The sequence below is a fragment of the Micromonospora costi genome, assembly GCF_003626655.1.
Classification (GTDB): Bacteria; Actinomycetota; Actinomycetes; order Mycobacteriales; family Micromonosporaceae; genus Micromonospora; species Micromonospora costi.
Genome location: NZ_RBAN01000004.1, coordinates 409,895 through 435,126, shown reverse-complemented (window position 1 = coordinate 435,126; position 25,232 = coordinate 409,895). Strand labels below are relative to the sequence as shown.

The window sequence follows — 25,232 nt, the reverse complement described above, 5'->3', positions numbered from 1 at the left end:
CGGGGCGCGATCGGCTCGGGTTCCTGGATGTCGCGGTGTCCGGGGTGGTGGGACGGCGCGACTTCAAGGAACCGGAGTGGATCAGGTGCCGATGGCACCCGGGGGCGCCTGCGTCCGGGTGATCGACTCCGTTTCGCCGATATGGCGGGGTCCGGGTGGGTGGGACACCGCCACATCGGCGAGCTGGTGTTGATCGGGGTGGCGGGCACCCGGTCGTGGGTGTGCGGCCCCCGGCCGCCGAGGAACCGCCGGCCTACGTCCGGCGCCCGCCTCGGCCCAGGATGAGGTCGGCGGCCCGCCAGGCGAGGGCCATCACCGGGGCGTTGAGGTAGCCGGACACGAGCACCGGCAGCACCGAGGCGTCGACGACGCGCAGGTTGGCCACGCCCCGGACCCGTAGCTGCGGGTCCACCACGGCGTCGTCGTCCGGGCCCATCGCGCAGGTGCCCACCGCGTGGTAGCCGCAGTAGCCGTTCACCAGCGCCGCCTCGATGATCTCGTCGTCGTCCTGCACCGCGGGCCCGGGGAGCGTCTCCGCCGAGATCCGCTTCGCGATGGGACCGGTGGCGAAGAGCTCCCGCATGCGCCGGAAGGCGCCCACGGCGACCGCGCGGTCGTACGGGGCCTGGAAGTAGTTGGCGACGATCCGCGGCGGTGCGCCCGGGTCGGCCGACGTGATGGCGAGGCTGCCCTCGCTCTCCGGTCGGGTGACCGTCATGAGGCCCATCAGCCCGGGCTCGCGTTCCAGTTCCAGGGCGCGCCCGGGCCGCCGGGGCGCCGCCGAGAAGGGCGAGATCAGCAGTTGCGCGTCGGGGCGGTCGGTGTCCGGCCCGGACCGGACGTACGCCCCGATGTCGGACACCGGGAGGGCGAGCGGCCCGCGGCGGGTGAGGAGGTACCGCACCGTGGCCCGCGCCTGGCCGAGCGCGCTGCTCAGCGCCTTGTTGTAGCCGCCCGGGCCGGTCAGCCGGTACTGCACCGGCACCGACCGGTGTTCGCGCATCCCGGCGCCCACCCGGGGCCGGTCGAACAGGACCGGGACACCCGCGCGCCGGAGGACGTCGGCCGGGCCGATACCGGAGACCTGCAACAGCTGCGGTGTGGCGAGCGCCCCGGCGGCGAGGACGACCTCGGCGGACGCGCGGTAGTCGACGGTTCCGCCCTGCTGACGGGTGCGTACGCCGATGGCGCGGCCGTTGTGGATGAGCAGCCGGAGCACGACCGTGCGGACGGCGACCGTCAGGTTGGGCCGGTTGCGGACGGGGTGCAGGAAGGCGTCGGCGGCGCTGGTGCGGCGACCGTCGCGGATGGTCGCCATGAGGTAGCCGATTCGTTCGCCGTCGTCGGCGTTCAGGTCGTCGACCCGGCGCAGGCCAAGGTCCTCCCCGGCGGCGATGATCTCCTCGCAGAGCTCGTCTGTGCCGGTGGCGGTGGACAGGCGCAACGGGCCGCCGGTGCCGCGCAGCTCGGACGCGCCGAGCGGGTTGTCCTCCAACCGCCGGTAGATCGGCAGCATGGTGTCCCAGCCCCAGCCGGGGTTGCCGAGGCGCTCCAGGGCGTCGTAGTCGAGCCGGTCGCCCCGGCCGTAGACCATCCCGTTGATCGAGCTGGATCCGCCGACGAGCCGTCCGCGCTGCCAGACCTCCTGCCGGCCCGGCGTCACCTCGGCCGTGTAGTGCCACGCGGTGCGCTTGTCGTCCATGAGTCGGCTGAAGCCCTTGGGGATGCGGACGTACGGGCTGCGATCCCAGCCGCCGGCCTCGACCAGAAGCACCCGTGTTCGCGCGTCCTCGGTCAGCCGGTTGGCCAGTACGCATCCCGCCGAGCCCGCGCCGACCACGATGTAGTCGAACTCCTCCACGAGGTACCCCCGTTCCGCCGGCACCAACACACCTACGGTAAGTCCTTGATCACGCAACGGAAAGCCCCCCGGCGCCGTGCACGTTGCGCGCGAACCGTCCCCATTGACCCGCGATCTTGCACTTTCTGCCCCGGCACAAGCCGCGAACCGGGGCATAACAAGGGCAAAAACTGCAAGATCGCGGGGGAGCGGGGAGCGGGGAGCGGGGTCAGAGGACTCTGCGGAGCCACTCCTCGACGCCCGCCACGTGCACGGTCGCCCAGGAGCGGGCGAGGTCGGCCTGGCCGGAGGCGACCGCGTCGAGGATCGCGGCGTGCTGCTCCCGGGTCTTGGCGACCGCGCCCTCCTGCGTGAGCCCGCGCCAGATGCGGGCGCGGGTGGTCGGTCCCGAGAGGCTGTCGAGCAGGGACGACAGCACGTTGTTGCCCGCGCAGGCCGCGATCAGCCGGTGGAACTCCAGATCGTTGGCGACGAGCTCGTCGATGGTCGGCTCGTCGCCGAGACCGTCCAGGACGGCGCGCAGCGCCGCGACGTCCTGCTCGGTGGCCCGCTGCGCGGCGAGCGCGGTGGCGCCCGGTTCGAGGATGCGCCGGACCTCGAGGAACTCCAGCACAGTGTCGTCGCGGTGGAAGTCGACCACGAAGCTCAGGGCGTCGAGCAGCAGTGCCGGGTCGAGGCTCGTGACGTACGTGCCGTCGCCCTGACGCACGTCGAGGACCCGGATCAGCGACAGCGCCTTCACCGCCTCGCGCAGCGAGTTGCGGGACAGGCCGAGCCGTTCGGCCAGGTCGGGTTCCCGGGGCAGGCGGTCGCCGGGGCGCAACTCGCCGGCGAGGATCATCTGCTTGATCTTGTCGATCGCCTCGTCCGTGACCGCCACGTTCGCCTCCGCCCTCGTTCCGTACCGCAGGGTATGGGACTACTCACCGGGGGAGCCCGTAGGTCCGCGCGGCCGTGTCCCCGAACACCGCCGCCCGCTCGCCCGGCGACAACGGAGGCAGCGCCTCGGTCAGCGCCGACAGCACCGTGCCGTAGTCGGCGGCCAGCCGGCAGACCGGCCAGTCGGACCCGAACATCAGCCGGTCCGGCCCGAACCGGTCGACCGCCTCGGCCACGAACGGCCGCAGGTCGGCCACCCGCCACCGCGCCCAGTCCGCCTCGGTGACCAGCCCGGAGAGCTTCGCCGTGACGTTCGGCGCGGCGGCGAGCGCCGCGATCGGGCCGGTCCAGGCGGCCAGACCGGCGGCGCCGTCGCGGATCGCCGGCTTCCCGAGGTGGTCGAGGACGAACCGCAGCTCGGGCACCGCCCGCGCCGCGCCGGCCACCGCGGGAAGCTGGTCGACCCGGACCACGACGTCGAACGCCAGCCCGGCCTCGGCGATGGTACGAAGGCCGCGCCGCACCGCCGGCCGGTCCAGGTAGCCGGGGTCGGTCTCGGCCTGCAGCTGCGGGCGGACGCCGACGAGCAGGTCACCGCCGGGGGACTCCCGGTAGGCGGCGACGGTGTCGGCGAGCGCCGGGTCGGCGGGGTCGGCCCACGCGACCACCCCACCGATCACCGCAGACCCGCGGGCGTACGCCAGCAGGAGCGCCGCCTCGGCGGCGTCGCAGCGGCCCCCCTCCACGAGGACCGTCCGGTCGATCCCGGCCGCCGCCAGTTCCGGCTCCAGGTCGCCCGGGACGAACGAACGCCGGATCGGAGCGAGTTCCGGGGCGTCCAGCCACCGGTAGCCGTCCTCGATCCGCCACAGGTGGTGGTGGGCGTCGACGATCACGCCGCACCGACCGGCGAGGTGGGCAGGGGAGCGTCCGGCCGGAGCAGACCGGCCGCCACCAGCTCGGCCCAGAACTCCTCGGACGGCGGATCCGCCGCCATCAGTTCGGCGTTGCGCCGGATCTGGTCCGGCCCGTGCGCACCCACCACCACGGTCGCGACCGCCGGGTGCGCGGCGGCGAACGTGAGCGCGGCGGCCGGCAGGGAGGTGCCGTGCCGGACGCACACCTCGGCGATGGCCCGGGCCCGGTCGAGCACCTCGGCGGGCGCGTCGACGTACTCGTACGGCAGGCCCGCGTGCGGCCGCTCCACGGCGAGCAGACCGCTGTTGAAGACGCCCGCGTTGAGCACCGACACGCCATGCCTCTCGCACGTGGGCAGCAACGTGCCCAGCGCCGGCTGCTCCAGCAGCGTGTACCGGCCCGCCACCATGACCGCGTCCACGTCGGTCTCGGTGGCGAACCGGTGCAGCACCTGCCACTGCTTCGACCCGACACCGATCGCGCCGACCACGCCCTGGGCGCGCAGCTCGTGCAGCGCCGGGTACGCCTCCGCCAGGGCCGTCGCCTGGTGACTCTCCGGATCGTGCAGCAGCACGACGTCGATGCGGTCGAGGCCGAGGCGGACGAGGCTGCCCTCCAGCGAGCGGTGCACCCCGTCGGACGTGAAGTCCCACACCCGCCGGTGGTCGGCCGGCACGTCGAAGCCCTCCGGGTCCCGCCGGTCGGTCGCGGACCGGTCCGGTACGAGCAGCCGCCCCACCTTGGTGCTGACCGCGTACGCGTCCCGGGGCAGGGCGCGCAGCGCGTCGCCCAGCCGGCGCTCGGACAGCCCGAGACCGTAGTGCGGGGCGGTGTCGAAGTAGCGGACCCCGCAGTCCCAGGCGGCCGCCACCGTGGCGATGGCGTCCGCCTCGGCGATCGGGGTGTAGAGGTTGCCGAGCTGGGCGCAGCCGAGGCCGAGCCGGCTCACGGTCACCCGGGACCGTCCCACCCGTACGCCGGTCATGCCGTCGGCCCGCCGGACGCCGGCGGCAGCGCCCACACCAGCGGCAGCCCCGAGTCGGTGCCCGAGTAGTCGTCGGTCACGTCGAGCAGTTCGGCCATGCGGGCCTGCCACGCCACGTTCACCGGATGGTCGCGCAGCTCGTGGCGCATCCGTTGGTAGTCCTCGACCTCCACGAGGTGGAACAGGTCCGGCCCGTCCCGCCAGATCCACCACCCGTGCACGCCGGCCGCGCGGATCGCGGCCGCCAGCTCCGGCGGAATGGTGGCGTGGACGTCGTCGTACTCGCGTTCGCGGCCCGGCTTCAGCCGGGTGTGCAGGGCGATCCGTCGCACCGGCGCGCTCCTCTCCGTTGCCGGTCCCGGGCCGCGCCGGGCGGCCCGGGCGGTGACCGTCTAGTCCTGGGCCTTGCCGGAGGTGAGCCGGGCCAGCACGAGGGCGACCAGGATGATGCCGCCGTAGATGGCCTGGATCCACTGGGCGGAGACCCCGGCGAGGGTCAGGATGTTGTTGATCAGGCCGAGGACGATGACGCCGCACAGCGCGCCGAAGAGCGTCCCCTTGCCGCCGTCGAGGCTGATGCCTCCGATCACCGCCGCCGCGAAGACGGTGAAGATCATGCCGTCGCCCTGCGCCGCCGCGACCGAGCCGAGGCGGCCGGTCATCAGCAGCCCGGCGAGCGCCGCCAGGACCCCGCCGATCATCAGCACGACCCACACCACCCGGTCGGTGCGGATACCGGCCGCCCGGGCCGCGTCGGTGTTACCGCCGATCGCGTAGACGGCCCGGCCGTGCCGGAAGAAGCCGAGCGCGGCGATGCCCACCGCGAACAGCGTGCCGCTGATCCAGATGGAGGCCGGCACGCCGAGCCAGACGGCGCTGCCGAGGTAGAGCACGGACGGTGGGATGTCGAAGAGGTTCTGCCCGCCGGTGATCCCGATCTGCAGGCCGCGCAGCACGATCAGCATGCCGAGGGTCACGATGAAGGCGGAGAGTTTGAACCGCAGGATCAGCAGGCCGTTGAACGCCCCGATCACCAGGCCGGTGAGCAGGCAGAGGGCGATGGCCAGGCCGGCCGGCAGCTCGGTGCCCAGGCCGTTGCTGGCCGCCGGGATGACCAGGGCGACGGCCAGCGCCGGCGCGAGGCCGATCGTCGACTCCAGCGACAGGTCGAACTTGCCGGCGATCAGGATGATCGCCTCGGCGAGCACCAGCAGCGCCAGCTCGGTCTGCTGTTGCAGCACGTTGGTGATGTTGGCCGCGCTCAGGAACACCGGGTCGATGAGCGCGCCCACCACCACGAGCAGGAGGATCGCCGGGACCAGCGCGAAGTCCCGCAGCCGGGCCAGCGGCACCCGGCCGGCACCGGGTCGGGCGCCGGCGGGCGCCGGTTGCTTGGCGATCGTCGAGGTACCGCTCACGGCTGTCCCACTCCCTCCACCGCGGACACCAGGTCGGCGTCCGTCCAACCCCGGGGTACGTCCCGGATCACCTGTCCGTGGAACATGACCAGCACCCGGTCGCACGAGCGCAGGTCGTCGAGCTCGTCGGAGACGACCAGCACCCCGGTGCCCCGCGCGGCGGCGTCGGTGACGGCGCCCAGCAGGGACGCCTTCGACCGGACGTCCACGCCGGCGGTCGGGCTCACCATGACGAGCGCCGTCGGCTCGTTGGCGAGCGCGCGGGCCAGCACGACCTTCTGGGCGTTGCCGCCGGAGAGGTCGCTGACCGGCTGATGCGGGCCGTCGGTCTTGATGTCGTACGTCTGGATCATCCGTTCGGCGGCGGCCCGGCGCCGGGCCGGGGCGACGATCCCGGCGCGGCCGAGCTGGCCGGCGATCGGCAACGTGGCGTTCTCCGCCACCGACAGCAGTGGTACGAGGCCCTCCCGGTGCCGGTCCTGCGGCAGGTAGCCGAGCCCGGCGGCGAGCGCGGCGGGGACGCTGCCCGGCTTCGGCGTGGCGCCGCCGATCGTCACCGTGCCGGCGTCCGCCCGGCGCAGCCCGGCGATCGTCTCGGCGACGGCCACCTTGCCGCTGCTGCCCGAACCGATCAGGCCGACCATCTCGCCGGCCCGCACCGTGAGGTCGACGCCGTCGTAGAAGCCGGCCAGGCGCAGGCCCCGCACGTCGAGCACCACGGGAGCGGTCTCCGGCACCGGAGGCCGGGCGGCGCCGGCGGCGAGCGACGGGCCGGTCTCGCCGGTCATCGCGGCGACCAGGTCGTCGCGGGTGAGCGCCGCCACGGGTCGGGTGAGGATGTGCCGGGCGTCGCGCAGCACGGTCACGGTCTGGCACACCTCGTACACCTCCTGGAGGTGGTGCGAGATGAACAGGAACGTGACCCCGGACGCCTGCAGCTCGCGCATCCGCCCGAAGAGCCGGTCGATGGCTCCGGCGTCGAGCTGCGCGGTCGGTTCGTCGAGGATGATGAACCGGGCCCCGAACGACAACGCCCGGGCGATCTCCACGAGCTGCCGTTGCTCGACGGTCAGCGAGCCGGCGAGGGCGGCCGGGTCGACCTCGACGCCGTACCCGGCCAGCAGCTCGCCGGCGCGGCGCCGCAGCCCCCGCCAGCCGATCGGGCCCCGACCGGCCTGCCGGTTCAGGAACAGGTTCTCGGCGACCGTGAGCGTGGGGATGATGGTGGACTTCTGGTAGACGCACGCGACCCGCTGCCGCCAGGCGTCCCGGTCCGCGAGCGACGGGGCCGCGGCGCCGTCGAACCGGACCTCACCGCTGTCCGGCCGCTGCAACCCGGTCAGGATCGACACCAGCGTGGACTTGCCCGCGCCGTTGCGTCCCACCAGCGCGTGGGTCTCGCCGGCCGCCACGACGATGCCGGCGGAGTCGAGCGCGACGGTCGGGCCGTACCGCTTGGATACGCCGCGCGCCTCCGCGGCCGGGGCCGGTGCCCCCACCGCGGAGCCGGCGGCCTGCTGCGAGGTCGTCATCACTTGCCGATCTGGTTTCCCCAGAGCGCCGGGTCGTCGACGTTCTCCTTGGTGACCAGCGGCGCGGCGAGCTGGTCCTCGAGCCCGTTGCCGATGTCGATGATGGTGCTGTCGTGGTCCGTCGGGCCGGCCTGGAACGTCTTGCCCTCGGCGGCGGCCTTGGCGTAGTAGAGCGCCCACTTGGCGTAGAGGTCGGCCGGCTGCGAGACGGTGGCGTCGATCTCGCCCTTGCGGATCGCCTCGAACTCCTGCGGGATGCCGTCGTTGGAGACGACGAAGATGTGCTTCGGGTCGGTCGGCGGGACCAGCAGGTTCTTCGACCGGAGCACCTGGAGCGTCGGGGCCAGGAAGACGCCGCCGGCCTGCATGTAGATGCCCTTGATGTCGGGGTGCTGCGCGAGGCGGGTCTGGAGCGCGGCCGCCGCCTTCGGGCCCTCCCAGTCGGTCGGCTCCTCGAAGATGGTGATGCCGGGGAACGTGGTGCGCATGCACTCGGCGAACGCCTCGGAGCGGTCCCGGCCGTTGATGGAGGAGAGCGAGCCCTGGAACTCGATCACCTTGCCCTTGCCGCCGAGCTTCTCGCCCAGGAACTCGCACGCCTTCTGCCCGTACGCGCGGTTGTCGGCGCGGACGACCATGAACACCTTGCCCTTGTCGGGGCGGGTGTCGACGGAGACCACCGGAATCTTGCGGGTCTCCAGGTTGTCGAGCGTGGAGGCGATGGCGCCGGTGTCCTGCGGCGCCATCACGATGGCCTTCGCGCCCTGGCTGACCATCGCCTGCGTGTTCGCCACGAGTTTGGCCACGTCGTTCTGCGAGTTGGTCGGCGACATCAGGTTGACGTCGTACTCCTTCGCGAACTGCGGCACGTACTTGGCGTAGGAGTTCCAGAAGTCGGAGTCGGCGCGGGGCAGGTCGATGCCGACCTGCGGGCCCGAGCCGCCCTGCCCGCTCCCGCCGCTCGACGACGAGTCACCACAGGCGACGGTGCCGAGGGCGAGAACCGCGGCCAGCGCGATTCCGATCGGGGTTCTGGCGGTATGTCTCACGGTGGTCCTCCATCAGGCGGATACGGTCTGGCGTAACTCGGAGGCGGCGGAAACACGCTGGTAATACATCGGATGTGTATCAATGAATCCGGGGGCCGACAAGGGGCTGTTTTCGGGCCTTTGTGGACCGCCGCGGAGCGTTCATCGGATGACCTGGGGCTGTGTGCCTCACGTCGGCGGCGGGGCGGGAGGCAGCCGCAGCCCGTGCATCCCGCCGTCGACGGCGAGCACCGTGCCGGTGGTGGCGCCGGCGCGCGGGCTCGCGAGGTACGCGATGGCGGCGGCCACCTCGTCCGCGCTCACGAGGCGGCCCGTGGGCTGGCGGGCCTGGAGCGCGGCCAGCTCCCCGGCCGGGTCGTCGGCCGCGTCGAGCAGCCGGCGCACCCAGGGCGTGTCCACCGTCCCGGGGTTCACGCAGGTGACCCGGATGCCCTCCCGCACGTGGTCGGCGGCCATCGCCAGGGTGAGCGCCTGGACGGCGCCCTTGCTGGCGCTGTAGAGCGCCCGCTGGGGCAGCCCAGCCGAGGCCGCGATGGAACAGGTGTTGACGACCGCGGCGTGCGCCGAGGCGCGCAGGTGGGGGAGCGCGGCCCGGGTCACCCGGGCCATGCCCACCACGTTGACGTCGAGCACCCGGTGCCACTCCTCGTCGGAGTTGGCCTCCACGGTGCCCTGCGCCCCGATGCCGGCGTTGTTGACGAGCACGTCGATGCCGCCCAGCGCGTCCGCGGCGGCGGCGACCGCGGCCCGCACGCCCGCGTCGTCGGTCACGTCGGCCGCGAGGCCGAGCAGCGGCTCGGGCAGGCCCTCCGGACGCACGTCCAGGCAGGCCACCCGGGCACCGCGGTCGGCGAGCAGCGTGGCGGTCGCCAGGCCGATGCCCGAGGCGCCACCGGTGACCACGGCCGCGATCCCGTCGAACTCCCTCCGGTCACCGCTCACGGTGCCACCTCCGTTCCCGGTCGTCGCTGTGCTGGTCGTGGAGCTGCTTCGGCGGCACCGGGATCCGGCGCCGCCCAGACGGGGCCGTCCGGGTAGGCGTACTCGGTGCGCGTCCGCGGCCGGATCGTGGCGCTGAAGCCGGGCGCGGTCGGCGCGACGTATCGGCCCTGGCGGATCACCACCGGGTCGACGAAGTGCTCGTGCAGGTGGTCGACGTACTCGATGACGCGGTCGCTCATGTCGGCGGCGACCGCCACGTAGTCGAACATCGACAGGTGCTGCACCAGCTCGCAGAGCCCCACCCCGCCGGCGTGCGGGCACACGGGCACCCCGAACTTCGCGGCGAGCAGCAGGATCGCGATGTTCTCGTTGACCCCCGCCACCCGCGTCGCGTCGATCTGCACGTACGACACCGCGCCGAGCTGGAGCAGTTGCTTGAAGAGCACGCGGTTGGCCACGTGCTCGCCGGTGGCTACCCGCATCGGCGCCAGCTCGCGGGCGATCGTGGCGTGCCCCACCACGTCGTCGGGGCTGGTCGGCTCCTCGATCCAGTACGGGTCGAACGGTGCCAGCTCACGCATCCACGTGATCGCGGTCGGCACGTCCCACCGCTGGTTGGCGTCGACCGCGATCCGGAAGTCCGGCCCGCAGGTCTGCCGCGCGATGGTCATCCGCCGCACGTCGTCGGCGAGGTCGGCGCCGACCTTGAGCTTGATCTGGCCGAACCCGTCGGCGACCGCCTCCTTGCAGAGCCGCCGCAGCTTGTCGTCGTCGTAGCCGAGCCAGCCCGGCGAGGTCGTGTACGCGGGAAAGCCCTCGCGCAGCAGGTGCTCCTCGCGTGCGGCCCGTCCCGGCTGCGCCGCCCGCAGGATCCGCAACGCCTCGTCCCGGGTCAGGGCGTCGTCGAGGTAGCGGAAGTCCACGAGGTCGACCAGGTCCTCCGGGCTCATCCGGCTCAGCAGCTGCCACAGCGGCAGGTCCTCCCGCTTGGCCCGCAGGTCCCACAGCGCGTTGACGACCGCCGCGATCGCCATGTGCATGACGCCCTTCTCCGGGCCGAGCCAGCGCAGCTGGGAGTCGTGCACGAGTTCGCGCCAGAAGCCGCCGAGGTCGGCGAGGACCGCGGCCACCGGGCGGCCCACCAGGTACGGGCGCAGTGACGCGATGGCCGCGGCCTGGATGTCGTTGCCCCGGCCGATCGTGAAGGCGAAGCCGTGCCCCTCGTGGCCGTCACCCGCGTCGGTGCGGAGCACCACGTAGGCGGCCGAGTAGTCCGGGTCGGGGTTCATGGCGTCGGAGCCGTCCAGCGCCCGTGAGGTCGGGAAGCGAATGTCGGAGATCTCCAGATCGGTGAAGATCATGCCTGCGCCACCACCTGACGCTGCCGGCCGAGGCCGTCGATCTCCAGCTCGACCACGTCGCCCGCGGTCAGGTACGGCTTCGGATCGGGCTGGCCGAGGGCGACGCCGGCGGGAGTGCCGGTGTTGATGACATCACCCGGGTAGAGCACCATGAACTGGCTCACGTAGCGGACGATCTCGGCGACCGGGAACACCATGTCCGAGGTGTTGCCGTCCTGCCGCAGCACACCGTTGACCCAGAGCCGCAGCCCGAGCCGCTGCGGGTCCGGGACCTCGTCGGCGGTCACGAGCCACGGCCCGAACGGGTTGAACGTCTCGCAGGACTTTCCCTTGTCCCACTGGCCGCCCCGTTCGAGCTGGAACTCCCGCTCGGAGACGTCGTTGGCGACCGCGTACCCGGCCACGCAGGCGAGCGCCTCCTCGGTGCTGGCGAGGTAGCGCGCCCGGCGGCCGATGACCACCGCGAGTTCGACCTCCCAGTCCGTCCGGGTGCTGCCGCGGGGGATGAGGACGGGATCCTCGGGACCGACCACCGTGTCCGGCGCCTTCAGGAACACCACCGGCTCGGTGGGGAGCGCGGCGCCCGTCTCGGCGGCGTGGTCCCGGTAGTTGAGCCCGATGCAGACGATCTTTCCGGGACGCAGTGGCGCGCCCACCCGCACGCCCGTCGCGTCGCGCACCGGCAGTTCGTCCACCGGAACCGCGGCCAACCGGGCGAGGCCGTCCGCCGCGAGGAACGCGGCGTCGAGGTCGTCGGTCACCCCGCTGAGATCGCGCAACCGGCCATCCTCGTCCAGCAGCGCCGGGGTTTCCCGCCCCGGCGCGCCCACCCGCAACAACCTCACCCGTCGCCCCCAGAAACGCTCTCGCAACCCGTCAGCAATACATCCGATGTCTATCAGCGGCCGCGGCGGTTCACAAGACCGTGTTGCGGACGAGGCGCGTTCCCCGGGGGCTGCAGGTCGACTTTGGAATGGCCTTTTTCCAGGCCGTAGGCCGGATTCGGGGCGCATCGAGGGTGGTCGGTCCTTGTTGCGACGCGGTGTCCTTTGTAACCTCGTCGTCAAACATCCGAGGCGTGTCGCACGTGATCGGCCTCGCCGAGAGAGCACGCCCGCCTCCATCCCGGCCCTCGGACGATCCCGGAGACCCCCATGGACGACCCCTCCCGGTGGCGTGGCCCGCGACGGTGGGCGGCGACCGTCGTCGTGACGGCGCTGGCCGCGGCGCTCCCCGTCTGGTCCGCCACCACGCCGGCCGCCGCCACGACCGCCGCCGCCACGACGGCCGCCCCCGCGGCGTCCGGCGACCCGCTCACCCTCTGGTACGACGAACCGGCCACCGACTGGGAGACCCAGGCGCTGCCGATCGGCAACGGCGCCCTCGGCGGCATGGTCTTCGGCCGGGTCGCGGCGGAGACGGTGCAGTTCAACGAGAAGACGCTGTGGACCGGCGGCCCCGGCTCGGCCGCCGGCTACAACTTCGGCAACTGGACCTCACCCCGGCCAGGCGCCATCGAGGAGGTGCAGCGGCTCATCAGCGAGCGTGGCCGGCTCGCCCCGGAGGAGGTGGCGAGCCGTCTCGGCCAGCCCAAGAGCGGCTTCGGCTCGTACAACACGTTCGGCGACCTGACGCTGCGACTCACCGAGGACCCGGGCGCCGTCCAGGAGTACCGCCGCGGGCTCGACATCGGCCGCGCCGTGGCCACCGTCTCCTACCTTGACGACGGGGTGCGCTACACCCGCGAGTACTTCGCGAGCTACCCCGACCACGTCCTCGTGGTCCGGCTCAGCGCCGACCAGCCGGGCCGGATCGGGTTCACCGCCGAGGTCACCGCGCCGGGCAACCGGTCGAAGACGGTCACCGCCAGCGGCGGCCGCATCACCCTCGCCGGCGCGCTCACCGACAACAAGCTCCGGTACGAGTCCCAGATCCAGGTGAACGCCGACGGCGGGGCGGTCAGCTCCGGCGCCGACGGCACCGTCACCGTCCGGGACGCCGACTCGGCCACGCTCATCCTCGCCGCGGGCACCGACTACGCGGCCCGCTACCCGACCTACCGGGGCGTCGACCCGCACCCCGCGGTGACGGCCGCCGTGGACGCCGCGGCCGCCAGGACGTACGCCGACCTGCTCGCCGCGCACGCCGCCGACCACCGGGCCCTGTTCGACCGCGTCCGCCTGGACATCGGGCAGCAGATGCCCGACATCCCCACCGACGACCTGCTCCGCCGCTACACCGGCGGCGACTCGCCCGCGGACCGGGCCCTGGAGGCGCTCTTCTTCCAGTACGGGCGCTACCTGCTGATCGCGTCGTCCCGGGCGGGCTCACTGCCGGCGAACCTCCAGGGCGTCTGGAACAACTCGACCAGCCCGCCCTGGGACGCCGACTACCACGTGAACATCAACCTGCAGATGAACTACTGGCCCGCCGAGATCACGAACCTGTCGGAGACCACCGGGCCCCTGTTCGACTACGTCGACGCGATGGTCCCGCCGGGTCAGGTCACCGCCCGCGAGATCTACGGCAACCGGGGCTGGGTGGTGAACAACGAGACCAACCCCTACGGCTTCACCGGCCTGCACAACTGGGCCACCTCGTTCTGGTTCCCCGAGGCGGGCGCCTGGCTCGCCCAGCACTACTACCAGCACTACCAGTTCACGCGAGACGAGCGGTTCCTGCGGGAACGGGCGTACCCCGTGATGAGGCAGCTGGCCCAGTTCTGGCTCGACGAGCTGGTCGTCGACCCGCGCGACGGCACGCTCGTGGTGTCACCCAGCTACTCGCCCGAGCAGGGCGACTTCACGGCGGGCGCCTCGATGTCCCAGCAGATCGTGTGGGAGCTGTTCACCAACACCGTCGAGGCGGCCGGGATCGTCGGAGGGGACAACGCGTTCCGCAAGCAGGTGCGGGCCGCGCTCGACCGGCTCGACCCGGGGATCCGCGTCGGCTCGTGGGGCCAGTTGCAGGAGTGGAAGGCCGATCTGGACGACCCGGACAACGAGCACCGGCACGTGTCGCACCTGTTCGCCCTGCATCCCGGCGCCCAGATCTCCGCGCTGAAGGACCCCGAGCTGGCGGCTGCGGCCAAGGTCTCGCTCACCGCGCGGGGCGACGGCGGCACCGGCTGGAGCAAGGCCTGGAAGATCAATTTCTGGGCCCGGCTCCTCGACGGCGACCACGCGCACAAGATGCTCACCGAACAACTGCGCCAGAGCACCCTCGCCAACCTCTGGGACACCCACCCGCCGTTCCAGATCGACGGCAACTTCGGCGCCACCTCGGGCGTCGCCGAGATGCTGCTGCAGAGCCAGAGCGGGGACGTCCACGTCCTCCCGGCGCTCCCGGGCGCGTGGAAGAACGGCTCGGTCAGCGGGCTGCGCGCCCGGGGCGACCTCACCGTCGACACGAGATGGTCGGCCGGCGCCGCCACCGAGATCGCCGTGACCGCGGGCCGGGCCGGCGAGGTGAACCTCCGCAGCCCTCTCTTCGCCGGCCCGTTCCGCCTCATGGACGCCACGACCGGCAAGCGGGTCGACGCGCGGTCACAGGGTGAGCGGCTCACCTTCGACGCCCGCAAGGGGCACCGGTACGTCGCCACCGCGCAGGTCACCTTCGCCGTCGACGCGCCGCCGACCCTGGAGGCCGGCCAGTCCGGGATTGTCGCCGTGACGGTCCGGGCGTCGGACAAGCTCGCCCCGTCGACGCTGAAGCTGAACCTGCCGGCCGGGTGGGCCGCCCGCCCCGCCCGGTTCGACGTGCCCCGCCTGCGCGCCGGTGACGTCCAGGTCTACCGGTTCACGGTCACGCCGGGCACGGAGGCCACACCAGGCCCGAACCGGATCGAGGCGCGCCTCGTCGGCGACGGGTGGCGCGCGTCCGCGTGGGCCGGCATCGCGCTGCCCGTACCGCCACCATGCGGCCGGCCGGACCCCGGCCAACCCCTCGTCGCCTGGGACCCCACCAGCGGGGACACGATCGCCGACCGGTCGCCCCACGGGCGCACCGCGACGGTCCAGAACGGTGCGGCGTACGTCGCGGACGGACCGACCGGCAGCGCCCTGGTCCTCGACGGCGCCCGCTACCTTCGGACCGCACCCACGACACTGGGCTTCGTGGAGGCCGCCACGTTCGCCGCCGAGGTCAAGGTGACCACGAGCGGCAGCTACCGTCGGCTCTTCGACTTCCAGCCCGGCGGCGACCCCGGCACCGACGGCGTGCTCGTCGACCTGACCCCGAGCAACCAACTGCGGTTCATCGGCTCCGGCACCGGAGTCACCAGCACCGCAACCGTGCCCGTCGGCCGGTATGTCGACCTGGCGGTCACCATGGACGACGCGGGAGCCATCGTCGTCTACGTCGACGGCCAGCAGGCCGGGACGGCCAAGGTTCCCGACGGTGGCATCGTCGGCTGCGCCACCCGCGAACTGCGCTTCGCCGCCGACCAGGACGGCGGGCAGCGGCTCACCGGCGAGGTGGACCGGATGGCCATCCTCCCCGAGGCGCTGCCGGCCGACCAGGTGCGCACCTGGCAGAGCCGTGCCTTCGGCTGAGCGCCCCCGGGCGCCCCGGCCGCGGGCCGTCACGCCGTTGCGGATCGGCGGGCGATCTGATCGAATGGCCGCCCGAGCGGTGCCGCGACCCGGCCTGGCGGGCCCGGCCGGGCGGGCGGCGGACGAGGCGGCCCGGTGGTCGGCCGGGCACCGGATGGGCGGGTGACGATGCGGGTCGCACTGTTCGTGACGTGCCTGGCCGACACGATGTTCCCCGCGGCGGCCACCGCGACCGTCCGGCTGCTGGAGCGGCTCGGCCATGAGGTCGTCTTCCCCGAGGCGCAGACCTGCTGCGGCCAGATGCACGTCAACACGGGCTACCTCGGCGACGCGCTGCCGCTCGTGCGCCGCCACGTGCGCACCTTCGCCCCGTACGACGTGGTGGTGGCGCCGTCCGGGTCCTGCGTCGGATCGGTGCGGCACCAGCACGCCATGGTGGCCCGGCGGGCGGGCGACGAGCGGTTGGCCGGTCAGGCCGAGGAGGTCGCCGCGCGCACGTACGAGCTGTCGGAGTTCCTCGTGGACGTGCTCGGGGTGACCGATGTGGGGGCGTACTTCCCGCACCGGGTGACGTACCACCCGACCTGCCACTCGCTGCGGGTGCTGCGGGTGGGGGACCGGCCGTTGCGGCTGCTGCGGCAGGTGCGGGGGCTGGAGCTGGTGGAGCTGCCGCAGGCGGAGCAGTGCTGCGGCTTCGGCGGCACCTTCGCGGTCAAGAACGCCGACACGTCGACGGCGATGCTCGCCGACAAGCTGCGGCACGTCCTGTCCACCGGCGCCGACGTCTGCACGGCGGGGGACTCCTCCTGCCTCATGCACATCGGCGGGGGGCTGTCCCGGCTGCGCACCGGCGTCCGCACCGTGCACCTCGCGGAGATCCTCGCCGCGACCGAGGAGACCGGCGCCGTCGCCGCGGCGGGACGGACGGGGGCACGCACGTGAGCCGCACCTTCCTCGGCATGCCCGCGACCGCGCCGCGCGGTGTGGGGCACCTGCGTGGCGACGAGCCGTTCCCGGCCGCCGCGCGGCGGGCGCTCGCCGACCCGCAGCTGCGCCGCAACCTCGGGCACGCCACCACGACGATCCGCGCCAAGTCCGGCGCGGTCATCGCCGAACTGCCCGACTGGCAGCAGTTGCGCGCGGCCGGGTCCGCGATCAAGGCCGACGTGCTCGCCCGTCTGCCGGAACTGCTCGAACAGCTCGAATTGGCGGTCACCGCGGCGGGTGGCACGGTGCACTGGGCCGCCGACGCGGTGGAGGCCAACCGCATCGTGACCGAACTGGTGGCGGCGACCGGCAGTGACCGGGTCATCAAGGTCAAGTCCATGGCGACGCAGGAGATCGGTCTCAACGAGGCGCTGGAGGCGGCGGGCATCACGTCGGTCGAGACCGACCTGGCCGAGCTGATCGTGCAGCTCGGCGACGACCGGCCCAGCCACATCCTCGTGCCGGCGATCCACCGCAACCGGGCGGAGATCCGGGAGATCTTCCTGCGTGCCATGCCCGGGGTGGATCCGGCGCTCACCGACGACCCGGCCGCGTTGGCTGCCGCCGCGCGCCGGTACCTGCGGGAGACGTTCCTCAGTACGCCGGTGGCCGTGTCGGGGGCGAACTTCGCCGTCGCCGAGACCGGCACGCTCGCGGTCGTGGAGTCCGAGGGCAACGGGCGGATGTGCCTCACCCTGCCGGAGACCCTGATCACCGTGATGGGTGTGGAGAAGGTGGTGCCCACCTGGCAGGACCTGGAGGTGTTCCTGCAACTGCTGCCCCGGGCGTCCACGGGGGAGCGGATGAACCCCTACACGTCCATGTGGACCGGTGTCACCCCGGGCGACGGCCCGCAGGCGGTCCATCTGGTGCTGCTCGACAACGGGCGTAGCGCCGTCCTCGCCGACGAGGTCGGCCGGCAGGCGTTGCACTGCATCCGCTGCTCCGCCTGCCTGAACGTGTGCCCGGTCTACGAGCGCACCGGTGGGCACGCGTACGGGTCGGTCTACCCCGGGCCCATTGGGGCGGTGCTGTCTCCGCAGCTCACGGGCGTGGCCGACAACGCCTCCCTGCCGTACGCCTCGACGCTCTGCGGCGCCTGCTACGACGCCTGCCCCGTGAAGATCAACATTCCGGAGCTGCTGGTGCACCTGCGCGACCGGGCGCCCCACCCGAGGGCCGAGGCGGCGGCGATGGCCGCGGCCGCATACGTCATGGACCACCCCGCGCTGTACACGGCCGCGCAGCGCGCCGCCCGCCTCAGCCGCCTCGCCGGCCGCCGCGGTCGCGGACTGCCGCCGCCACTTTCCGGCTGGACAGCAAGCCGCGACCTGCCGGAGCCCCCGCCGCGGACCTTCCGCCAGTGGTGGGCGCAGCGGTGAGCCAGCGGGAGGAGGTCCTCGCGCGGCTGCGGGCCGCCCGCGGCGCCGCACCTGCCGCACCCGCCGCCGTGCCACGCGACTACCGCCGGGCGGGCGCCGAGGCCGACCTCGACCTGCTGGTGCACCGGCTCACCGACTACCGCGCCACCGTGCACCGGTGCACCGACGACGCGGTGGCCGAGGTCGTCGACGCCGTCCTGGGCGGCCGGCGGATCGTGGTCCCGCCGGGGCTGCCCCGCCGATGGCTGCCCGCCACGGTCACGGCCGTCACCGACGACGCCCTCGGCACCGACCAGATCGCCGCCCTGGACGGTGTGGTCACCGCGGCGGCGCTCGCCGTGGCCGAGACCGGCACCATCGTCCTCGACGGCGCCCCCGACCAGGGCCGGCGGGTCATCACGCTCCTGCCCGACGTGCACGTGTGCGTCCTGCGGGCCGAGCAGGTGGTCGCGGGCCTGCCGGACGCGGTCGCCCGGCTCGATCCGCGCCGCCCGCTCACCTGGATCAGCGGGCCCTCCGCCACCAGCGACATCGAACTGAACCGGGTCGAGGGCGTCCACGGCCCCCGGAACCTGCACGTGGTGCTCCTGCCACCCGGGACGGCTCGCTGACCTCCGGCCGCCGGCCCGGTGCCGGGCCGGCGGGCGATTCCCCGGTCACCGCGCGGCCGGGTCGCCCGTCGCGAGGTCGAGCGCCGCGATGTGCTCCGGGTCCGCCACGGCCTCGATGGCGATGATCCGGTCGGTGACGACGAAGGTGAGCACGATCCGGACCTGCCCGTCGACCACCACGACCGCGCCCGGGGCCGCGTCCACGTACGCGGGCACGGCGCCCTGCGCGCGGCCGTTGAAGAAGCCGGCCACCGCCGCCGAGCCACGGGTCTCCGCGCGCGCTCCCAGGCCGACGCCCGCAGGGTCGGCACGCAGCACGACGTGCGGGTCCAACAGGGTGACCAGGTCGTCGAACCGGCCCTCCCGGGAGGCGGCGAGGAACGCCTCCACGACCTGCCGCTGACGCGCCGGATCCGTCTCCCGGACCGGCCCACCGAGCTGCACCCGGCGGCGCGCCCGGCTGGCGATCTGCCGCACGGCCGCGGGGCTGCGGTCCACCACCGAGGCGATCTCGTCGAAGGAGACGGCGAACATGTCGTGCAGCACGAACACGAACCGCTCGGTGGGCGCGAGCGTGTCGAGCACGACCAGCAGCGCCCGGCCGACCGACTCGGTGCGCACGGCCTCCCGCTCGGGATCGACGGGCTCGCCCTCGGTCGGGCCGGGCTCACCCTCGTCCGCGTCCCACGGCTGCTCGGGCCGGGCGGTCCGGGCGCGCAGCCGGTCCAGGCAGACCCGGCCGACCGTGGTCGTGAGCCAACCGCCGAGGTTGTCGATCCGGTCCGCGTCGGCCCGGCTCAGCCGCAACCAGGTGTCCTGCACGGCGTCCTCGGCCTCCGAGCCGGAGCCGAGCATCCGGTGGGCGACCGCCCGCAGCCGGGGCCGGTGCTCCTCGAAGCGTCTGGCCAGCAGGTCCGCGTCGTGCATGGTCTCCACCCCGTTCGCCGTGCCCGTGCCGATGTGACCGTCGCCACGTCTGTCACGTCGTCCGGCCCGGCGCCGACATACCAGTGAACCCACCGGGACGCCGCGCCGCGACGGACCCGGCAAGCCTAGAGGACAGGACGGACGACACATGACCATCGAACCGCGCATCGCCAACCCCGCCGGGCTGCTGCCGGACGCCGTGAAGGCCGTCAACCTGCTGTACCGGGCGGCGCACTCGGCCGGCGTGCCCGAGAGCGTCCTGGAGCTCGTACACCTGCGGGCCAGCCAGATCAACGGGTGCAGCGCGTGCGTCGACTCGGGCGCCCGGTCGATGCGCAAGGCCGGCGAGACCGACGAGCGGCTGTTCACGGTCGCCGTCTGGCGGGAGACGCCGTACTTCACCGACGCCGAGCGAGCCGCGCTCGCGCTCGCGGAGGCCGCCACCCGGCTGGCCGACAAGGCCGACGCCGTGCCGGACGACATCTGGGCGGAGGCGGCCCGGCACTTCGGGGAGAAGGAGTTGGCGGCGATCGTGCTCTGGATCGCCACCACCAACTTCTTCAACCGGATCAACGCCACCACCCGCCAGCCAGCCCCGCAGAACTGGGGCTGACCGGGGAAGCGGCGTACCTCGGGCGGACGGCGGCGCGAGCCGCCGCCCGCCCGGCCGTCGGACGACCGGGGCGGAACCACGGGCGCAGGGGGCCCTGCCTCCGGCCGCGGAACCCTATGCTGGCAACCGTGCGGGATCGACGGGCGGCGCTGCTGTGGGCGGCGTTCGCCACGGTCGCGCTGGTCTCGGCCCTGCTCGTCATGCGGCGCGAGGACCGGCTGTCCGACCTGCACATCTACTATGGAGCGTTGACCGACCTGCGCGCCGGGCGCCCGCTGTACGCGTACGTGGCGGAGAACGGCGGCCCCTTCACCTATCCGCCGTTCGCGGCGCTCGTGCTGGGGCCGATCACCCTCGTACCCGAACCGGTGCTACAGGTCGCGTGGCTGCTGGCGACCGTCGCGGCGGTCGTCGCCCTCGCCGTGCCGGTGGGCACCGCGGTCGCGCGGACGCCGTCGCGGCGCCACACCGCGGTGGCCGCCGTGGCGCTCGTGCTGATGCTCTCCGCACCGGTGCAGAGCAACCTCCGCTTCGGCCAGGTCAGCATCTTCGTCGTGCTCCTGGCCCTGCTCGACGGCATGGAGGTCGTGCCGCCACGCCTGCGGGGCGTACTCGTCGGGGTGGCCTCGGCCGTCAAGCTCACCCCGCTGCTGTTCGTGGTCTACTTCGTCGTGACCGGCCGCTACCGCGACGCCGCACGCGCGGCCGGGACGTTCCTGGCGTGTGCGGGGCTGGCCGCCGCGGTGCTGCCGGGGGAGAGCTGGACCTACTGGACCAGGACGATGCTGGCGACCGACCGGATCGGCAACCTCGCCTCGCTGGGCAACCAGTCCCTGCACGGGATGCTGCTGCGGGTGGGGGTCGACGAGGCGTCCCTTCCGCTGCTGTGGGCCGGCCTCGTGGCGGTGATCTGCGGGGTGGCGCTGCTGCGCGCCCGGCGGTTGGCGGCCCAGGGCCGCCCCGGGCACGCCGCGGTGCTCGTCGGCTGCGCCACCGTGGCCGCGTCGCCGGTCTCCTGGACCCACCACCAGGTGTGGCCCGTGCTGGCCGCCATGCTGCTGATCGGCACCTCGGGCGTGGCCCGCAAGGCGGCCGGCGTGGCGCTGGCTTCCGCGATGGTCGTGTCGCTGGGCGCCGCACTGAGCGCCGTCGCCACGCGCCCGGGCGTGCAGTTCCTGTTCGAGAACGCCCGCGCGCTCGGCGTCGCCGCGCTCTGTCTGACCGGCTTCGGTGGCGTGGCGGTCGCCACGGCCCGGGCGCGGCGCCCCCGACCCGCCGGGCGCGCCTGGCTGCGCGTGGGGGTCGCGGCCACGGCCGCCGTCGCGTTCTTCGCCGTGCAGCCGCTGCCCGCGGGAGCCGATCCCACGTTCAAGGCGTACGCGCTCGACGACGTCACCAACCCGCGGTACTTCTTCGTGTGCCGCAGCGCGACCGCGTGCGCGGCCTACGGCACGGGCGCGCCGGTCACGTTCGGCACCCGCAAGGAGAAGACCAAGGTGCGGGTGAACGGGGTCGTGTCGGCGCGCGTGACGCGGTTGGAGTACTACTCGGCACCCGGTGGCGCGCCGCGCGTCATCCCGCTGCTGTCCCCGTACGCGGGGCCGCGCGTCTTCTCGTTCCGGTCCGCGACGATGGCGCACGGCCGGCTCGTCGCGTACGACGCCGGCGGGCACCCGATCGCGGTCGTCGACGACGAACTCGCCGCCGCGTTCGGGTGACCGTCCGGCTGGCCCGGCTCAGTTCTGGGCGGCGGTGAGGGCGTGCAGGGCCGTGGCCGTGGCCGCCCTCGTCGGGCTCGCCGCCGGCAAGCGGGGCGTCCTGGCGCACCCGGAGCGGCACACCCGGCTGTGGCGGGTGCTGTGCCTCGTCGGCTTCCCCGTGGGGCTGGCCGGAGCGGTCATGTTCGCCACCACCGGCGGCACCACCGGGCTCGACGCGGTGGCGCTGGCTCTCACCGTCCTGACGGCGCCGCTGCTGGCGGCCGCGTACGTCGCGACGCTGTTCCAGGTCTTCCCGACCCGGCTGGGCGCAGCCGTCTCCCGCGCGCTGGCTCCCGCCGGACGGTTGGCCCTGTCGAACTACCTCGGGCAGTCGGTCATCTGCGCCGTCATCTTCACCGGGTGGGGCTTCGGCCTGATCGGTCGGGTGTCCCCGCTGACCGCCGTCCTCGTCGCCGTCGCGGTGTTCGCGGCCCAGGTCCTCATCAGCGCCTGGTGGATGCGCCGGCACCACTACGGCCCGGTCGAGTGGCTGCTGCGGGCGGTCACCAACGCCAGTGTGCCGCCCTGGCGGCGCGCGGCAGCCTAGGTGGGCGCGCCGGTCGCCGGGTCCGACGGGCCCGGCGACCGGCGGTGCCTCACGCTCCGGGCAGGCCGTGGTGGTTCAGGTAGAGCACGACGCGGAAGGCGTCGCCGTCGTCGTGCAGCAGGAAGGACGACGCCAGCCGCACCGGCTGGCCGCCGCCGGTACGCGGGGCGTCCCAGTCGCCCCGGGCCAGCACGTAGGTCTCGTCGAGCCGCTGGCTGCTGACGTCCGTCAGGACCGGGGCGCCGAGGCCGGCGTCGCGGAACGCGCGCTCCCGACCGGGCAGGGCGGCGAGGAATGCCGCCCGGGGGACCGGCCGGGCGCCGGAGGCGTCGGCCAGCAGGAACGGGTCGGCGAAGGTGTCGGCGGCCGTGGCCGGGTCGGTGGCGCGGGAGAAGGTGGTGAGAAAGGCGCGGACGCGCGCGTCGAGGGTGGCGGTCGGGGCGTCGGACATGGCGGTCCTTTCCGGATCGCGCCGCCGGGGCGGCGGACGGGGGCGCTCCGTGCCGCGACGGGCGGTGCGGGAGCGCGGAGGCTCCGCCACGCTAACAGGCTCAATCGGACATAATACCACATAAGATCGATAAGATCAAGTGGTGACCGGCTCGTCCGTGCCCGTCCGTTCGGGGGATGTCCCGGCTCCCGCCGCTCCCGCCGCTCTCGCCGCTTATGCGGCGCCCGCCTCCAGCGGCGGCGTCGAGGTGGCCTGGGCTGACGGTGACCCGACCTCGCATCGGTGCTCGGCCTCGGGTGTGCTCGCTCGGCGCTGTGGAGCTGCCCCAGAAATGGGGCACCGCCATCGCCGCCGTCACAGCCACGCCGAGCGTTTGCCGCCACCGCCGATCGTCCGCGCGCCGTGCCCCAGAACTGGGGCAGCTCGACAGGACGGAGGAGGCATTCACCCGGACCGGTCCGGGTGGTGTCGGGCCGGCCGTCGACAAGGAGGCGAGCGGGGCTCGGGCGCCGACTGACCGGCCGGTCGGGCGCGATCGACTCCGTTTCGCCGATGTGGCGGGGTCGAGGTGGGCTGGATACCGCCACGTCGGCGATCTGGCGGGAAGCGCGCAGGGGTGTACCCGGGACGGCGTGGGGTACATGGCCGCAGGACTGCCGACAGGAGGTTTGCGGTGGAGAGTCGAGCCAAGGCGATGGGCCACGGGATCCATCCCATGTTGATCGTGTTTCCGTTGGGCCTGCTCGCGACGTCGGTGATCTTCGACATCCTGTACCTGATCACGGACCGGACCGGTTTCCAGATCTCGGCCGCCTACACGATCGCCGCGGGCGTCATCGGCGGCCTCGTGGCCGCCATGTTCGGGCTCATCGACTGGCGCGCCATCCCGTCGGGTACCCGCGCCAAGCGGATCGGCGCGGTGCACGGCATCGGCAACGTCATCGTGGTGGCGCTGTTCGCCGCGAGCTGGCTGATCCGCCTCGCGTCGGACAACTGGGAGCCGAACGCCGCCGCGCTGGCGTGCAGCTTCCTGGGGATCGTGCTGTCCGGAGGCACGGCCTGGCTCGGAGGCGAGCTGGTCGAGCGGCTGGGCATCAGCGTGAGCGACAACGCCAACGTGAACGCTCCCAGCTCGCTGCGCCGCGCGCCGGCCCGCGGCGCCTGACCGACCCCGCGCGGCGCCCGCCGCCGCGACCGGATCTCCCGTCCCGCAACGCGGGACGGGAGTTTTCGGCGTTCCGCCACGCGCGCCAGGTGGGCGCGGGCATCATCTCCTGTCATGAGACGAACGCCCGTCGTGGCGGCGCTGCTCACGGCTGTGCTGGCGGCGGGCTGCGACTCTCCCGAGCCGCCTCCGGTGACCGCGAAGCAGACGCCGTCCACCACCGTCACCACGCCCGCCGCGCCGCCCACCACCATCACCGTGGCGGCCGCCGGCGACCTGCTCGTGCACCCCCCGCTCACCGGGCAGGCGGCCGCCGACGCCCGCCAGGCGGGACGGGAGGGGCACGACTTCACCCGGGTGCTGGCCGCCGTCCGCGCCCGCGTGAGCGCCGCCGATCTCGCGATCTGCCACATGGAGACGCCGTTGGCCGAGCCCGCCGGACCGTTCACCGGCTGGCCGGCGTTCAGCGTCCCGCCGCAACTGGCGGACGCCGCCGCCTGGGCCGGCTTCGACACCTGCTCCACCGCGTCCAACCACTCGCTGGACACCGGCGTCGAGGGCATCGCCCGGACGCTGGACAACCTGGACCGGGTCGGGCTGCGGCACGCGGGGACGGCCCGGACCCGGGAGGAGGCGATGCGGCCCACCGTCCTGGACGTCAAGGGCGTCAAGGTGGGGCACCTGTCGTACTCGTTGAGCTTCAACGACATCCCGCTCCCGGACGGGCGGCCGTGGGCGGCGAACCTGATCGACGCCGACGCCATCCGGGCCGAAGCACGGCGGGCGCGGGCGGCCGGGGCGGAGATCGTCATCCTGTCCATGCACTGGGGCACGGAGTACCAGCACGAGCCCAACGCCGACCAGGTGGACCTGGCGCAGGAGCTGCTGGCCTCGCCGGACATCGACCTGATCATCGGCCACCACGTGCACGTGGTGCAGCCGTTCGAGAAGGTGGGCGGCAAGTGGGTCGCCTACGGCATGGGCAACCTGACGGCCCGGTTCGACGACGGGTCGCCGGAGGAGACCCAGGACGCGGTCGTCCCGGAGTTCACCTTCACCCGTAAGCCCGCCGGAGGCTGGGCGGTCAGCGCGGTGACCGTGATGCCGACCTGGATGGAGTACCGTCCGCTGGCCCGGGTGGTCGACCTGACCACCGCCGCGGTCGACCCGGCGTTGCCCACGTGGCGGCGCGCCCAGTACGCCGGCATCGCGCGGCGCATCGCGGGCTACGTCGACATGCGGGGCGCCGTCGCGGCCGGGCTGCGGACCACGCCGCACTGAGCGGGTCCCG

Annotated in this window: 22 protein-coding genes; 9 read left to right on the top strand and 13 right to left on the bottom strand. The window is 73.5% G+C overall.

Annotated features, from left to right (window positions below):
- Positions 1-253: 253 nt before the first annotated feature.
- The 11 genes from D7193_RS23800 to D7193_RS23750 form a co-directional block, all read right to left on the bottom strand.
- Positions 254-1,861, bottom strand: a complete 1,608-nt coding sequence (locus D7193_RS23800) for a GMC family oxidoreductase (protein WP_120782183.1) — start codon at positions 1,859-1,861, stop codon at positions 254-256.
- A gap of 208 nt (positions 1,862-2,069) precedes the next feature.
- Positions 2,070-2,741, bottom strand: a complete 672-nt coding sequence (locus tag D7193_RS23795) for a FadR/GntR family transcriptional regulator (RefSeq protein ID WP_120781752.1) — start codon at positions 2,739-2,741, stop codon at positions 2,070-2,072.
- 43 nt (positions 2,742-2,784) lie between these two features.
- Entirely contained in the window at positions 2,785-3,636 is an 852-nt protein-coding gene (locus D7193_RS23790) for an amidohydrolase family protein (RefSeq protein ID WP_120781751.1), read from the bottom strand.
- Positions 3,633-4,679 (bottom strand): aldo/keto reductase, encoded by a 1,047-nt coding sequence (locus D7193_RS23785; RefSeq protein WP_241563344.1) that lies wholly within the window; start codon positions 4,677-4,679, stop codon positions 3,633-3,635. The genes D7193_RS23790 and D7193_RS23785 overlap by 4 nt, the downstream gene beginning before the upstream one ends.
- Positions 4,640-4,975 carry an L-rhamnose mutarotase gene (locus tag D7193_RS23780; RefSeq protein ID WP_120781750.1) on the bottom strand — a complete coding sequence of 112 codons (336 nt, stop codon included), beginning with the start codon at positions 4,973-4,975 and terminating at the stop codon, positions 4,640-4,642. The genes D7193_RS23785 and D7193_RS23780 overlap by 40 nt, the downstream gene beginning before the upstream one ends.
- Positions 4,976-5,035: 60 nt before the next feature.
- Positions 5,036-6,061 carry an ABC transporter permease gene (locus D7193_RS23775; RefSeq protein WP_120781749.1) on the bottom strand — a complete coding sequence of 342 codons (1,026 nt, stop codon included), beginning with the start codon at positions 6,059-6,061 and terminating at the stop codon, positions 5,036-5,038.
- Positions 6,058-7,593: a sugar ABC transporter ATP-binding protein gene (locus D7193_RS23770; RefSeq protein WP_120781748.1), complete on the bottom strand. Its 1,536-nt coding sequence runs from the start codon at positions 7,591-7,593 to the stop codon at positions 6,058-6,060. The genes D7193_RS23775 and D7193_RS23770 overlap by 4 nt, the downstream gene beginning before the upstream one ends.
- Positions 7,593-8,642: a sugar ABC transporter substrate-binding protein gene (locus tag D7193_RS23765; RefSeq protein WP_120781747.1), complete on the bottom strand. Its 1,050-nt coding sequence runs from the start codon at positions 8,640-8,642 to the stop codon at positions 7,593-7,595. Before D7193_RS23765 ends, D7193_RS23770 begins: the two co-directional genes overlap by 1 nt.
- 168 nt (positions 8,643-8,810) lie before the next feature.
- Entirely contained in the window at positions 8,811-9,584 is a 774-nt protein-coding gene (locus tag D7193_RS23760; RefSeq protein ID WP_120781746.1) for an SDR family NAD(P)-dependent oxidoreductase, read from the bottom strand.
- Positions 9,581-10,945: an L-fuconate dehydratase gene (locus D7193_RS23755; protein ID WP_120781745.1), complete on the bottom strand. Its 1,365-nt coding sequence runs from the start codon at positions 10,943-10,945 to the stop codon at positions 9,581-9,583. The genes D7193_RS23760 and D7193_RS23755 overlap by 4 nt, the downstream gene beginning before the upstream one ends.
- Entirely contained in the window at positions 10,942-11,775 is an 834-nt protein-coding gene (locus tag D7193_RS23750; RefSeq protein WP_277749917.1) for a fumarylacetoacetate hydrolase family protein, read from the bottom strand. The genes D7193_RS23755 and D7193_RS23750 overlap by 4 nt, the downstream gene beginning before the upstream one ends.
- Before the next feature lie 324 nt (positions 11,776-12,099).
- On the opposite strand from D7193_RS23750, the gene D7193_RS23745 reads away from it, so the two are divergent.
- The 4 genes from D7193_RS23745 to D7193_RS23730 all read left to right on the top strand — a co-directional run bounded on the left by D7193_RS23745 (position 12,100) and on the right by D7193_RS23730 (position 18,478).
- A complete protein-coding gene (locus D7193_RS23745; protein ID WP_120781743.1) occupies positions 12,100-15,498 on the top strand; it encodes a glycosyl hydrolase family 95 catalytic domain-containing protein in 3,399 nt (1,132 codons plus the stop codon).
- Between the two features lie 168 nt (positions 15,499-15,666).
- Entirely contained in the window at positions 15,667-16,440 is a 774-nt protein-coding gene (locus D7193_RS23740; protein WP_120781742.1) for a (Fe-S)-binding protein, read from the top strand.
- Positions 16,441-16,457: 17 nt separating this feature from the next.
- Positions 16,458-17,867 carry a lactate utilization protein B gene (locus tag D7193_RS23735; protein WP_120782180.1) on the top strand — a complete coding sequence of 470 codons (1,410 nt, stop codon included), beginning with the start codon at positions 16,458-16,460 and terminating at the stop codon, positions 17,865-17,867.
- Positions 17,864-18,478 (top strand): LutC/YkgG family protein, encoded by a 615-nt coding sequence (locus tag D7193_RS23730; RefSeq protein ID WP_120782181.1) that lies wholly within the window; start codon positions 17,864-17,866, stop codon positions 18,476-18,478. The genes D7193_RS23735 and D7193_RS23730 overlap by 4 nt, the downstream gene beginning before the upstream one ends.
- A gap of 45 nt (positions 18,479-18,523) precedes the next feature.
- Here the strand turns inward: D7193_RS23730 and D7193_RS23725 are convergent, their stop codons facing one another.
- Positions 18,524-19,405: a sigma-70 family RNA polymerase sigma factor gene (locus tag D7193_RS23725; RefSeq protein WP_120782179.1), complete on the bottom strand. Its 882-nt coding sequence runs from the start codon at positions 19,403-19,405 to the stop codon at positions 18,524-18,526.
- 148 nt (positions 19,406-19,553) lie between these two features.
- Between D7193_RS23725 and D7193_RS23720 the strand changes: the two genes are divergently transcribed.
- The 3 genes from D7193_RS23720 to D7193_RS23710 all read left to right on the top strand — a co-directional run bounded on the left by D7193_RS23720 (position 19,554) and on the right by D7193_RS23710 (position 22,325).
- Entirely contained in the window at positions 19,554-20,018 is a 465-nt protein-coding gene (locus D7193_RS23720) for a carboxymuconolactone decarboxylase family protein (RefSeq protein WP_206611954.1), read from the top strand.
- A 128-nt stretch (positions 20,019-20,146) separates the two neighbouring features.
- A complete protein-coding gene (locus D7193_RS23715) occupies positions 20,147-21,736 on the top strand; it encodes a glycosyltransferase 87 family protein (RefSeq protein ID WP_158674842.1) in 1,590 nt (529 codons plus the stop codon).
- 58 nt (positions 21,737-21,794) lie between these two features.
- The gene (locus tag D7193_RS23710; protein ID WP_206611953.1) at positions 21,795-22,325 is read left to right on the top strand and encodes a DUF418 domain-containing protein; all 531 of its coding nucleotides are present in this window, start codon (positions 21,795-21,797) and stop codon (positions 22,323-22,325) included.
- A 49-nt stretch (positions 22,326-22,374) separates the two neighbouring features.
- Here the strand turns inward: D7193_RS23710 and D7193_RS23705 are convergent, their stop codons facing one another.
- Entirely contained in the window at positions 22,375-22,776 is a 402-nt protein-coding gene (locus D7193_RS23705; RefSeq protein ID WP_120781739.1) for a nuclear transport factor 2 family protein, read from the bottom strand.
- 694 nt (positions 22,777-23,470) lie between these two features.
- Between D7193_RS23705 and D7193_RS23700 the strand changes: the two genes are divergently transcribed.
- A complete protein-coding gene (locus D7193_RS23700) occupies positions 23,471-23,941 on the top strand; it encodes a DUF2231 domain-containing protein (RefSeq protein WP_338324116.1) in 471 nt (156 codons plus the stop codon).
- A gap of 114 nt (positions 23,942-24,055) precedes the next feature.
- Positions 24,056-25,222, top strand: a complete 1,167-nt coding sequence (locus D7193_RS23695; RefSeq protein ID WP_120781737.1) for a CapA family protein — start codon at positions 24,056-24,058, stop codon at positions 25,220-25,222.
- The last annotated feature ends 10 nt before the right edge of the window (positions 25,223-25,232 follow it).

Coding starts and splice junctions, on each gene's coding strand:
- D7193_RS23735 (WP_120782180.1), top strand. CDS start 16,458: ATGCCCGCGACCGCGCCGCGCGGTGTGGGGCACCTGCGTGGCGACGAG.
- D7193_RS23695 (WP_120781737.1), top strand. CDS start 24,056: ATGAGACGAACGCCCGTCGTGGCGGCGCTGCTCACGGCTGTGCTGGCG.
- D7193_RS23725 (WP_120782179.1), bottom strand. CDS start 19,405: ATGCACGACGCGGACCTGCTGGCCAGACGCTTCGAGGAGCACCGGCCC.
- D7193_RS23705 (WP_120781739.1), bottom strand. CDS start 22,776: ATGTCCGACGCCCCGACCGCCACCCTCGACGCGCGCGTCCGCGCCTTT.
- D7193_RS23770 (WP_120781748.1), bottom strand. CDS start 7,593: ATGACGACCTCGCAGCAGGCCGCCGGCTCCGCGGTGGGGGCACCGGCC.
- D7193_RS23745 (WP_120781743.1), top strand. CDS start 12,100: ATGGACGACCCCTCCCGGTGGCGTGGCCCGCGACGGTGGGCGGCGACC.
- D7193_RS23700 (WP_338324116.1), top strand. CDS start 23,471: ATGGGCCACGGGATCCATCCCATGTTGATCGTGTTTCCGTTGGGCCTG.
- D7193_RS23720 (WP_206611954.1), top strand. CDS start 19,554: ATGACCATCGAACCGCGCATCGCCAACCCCGCCGGGCTGCTGCCGGAC.
- D7193_RS23755 (WP_120781745.1), bottom strand. CDS start 10,945: ATGATCTTCACCGATCTGGAGATCTCCGACATTCGCTTCCCGACCTCA.
- D7193_RS23740 (WP_120781742.1), top strand. CDS start 15,667: ATGCGGGTCGCACTGTTCGTGACGTGCCTGGCCGACACGATGTTCCCC.